The organism is Ligilactobacillus equi DSM 15833 = JCM 10991 (assembly GCF_001435735.1).
GTDB classification, from domain to species: Bacteria; Bacillota; Bacilli; order Lactobacillales; family Lactobacillaceae; genus Ligilactobacillus; species Ligilactobacillus equi.
Genome location: NZ_AZFH01000148.1, coordinates 1 through 225, shown reverse-complemented (window position 1 = coordinate 225; position 225 = coordinate 1). Strand labels below are relative to the sequence as shown.

The 225-nt window shown below is 39.1% G+C and carries 1 protein-coding gene; it reads left to right on the top strand.

The window, feature by feature from the left end; genetic code table 11:
- Positions 1-225: IS66 family transposase (locus FC36_RS08095; protein ID WP_156409564.1), on the top strand; the 225-nt coding region annotated here is incomplete at both ends.

Here is a 225-nt window from a genome sequence, read left to right as displayed (position 1 = left end):
GGAAAAAAAACTGAAAAATTGGCCGACGGCCAAATGTCACTTTTATCCGATGAGGATCTTGAAAATCTGGCCACAGAAGAGGACGAAACTACTGTGGTAATTGAGAAAACCGTGCCTACTCATCGCACTCCAAAAAAGAAAAAGTCATCGGGAAAACGCAATAAGATCTTAGATCAATTTGAACAACGAGATGTTATTCATGATGAACCAGGAAAGATGTGTAAA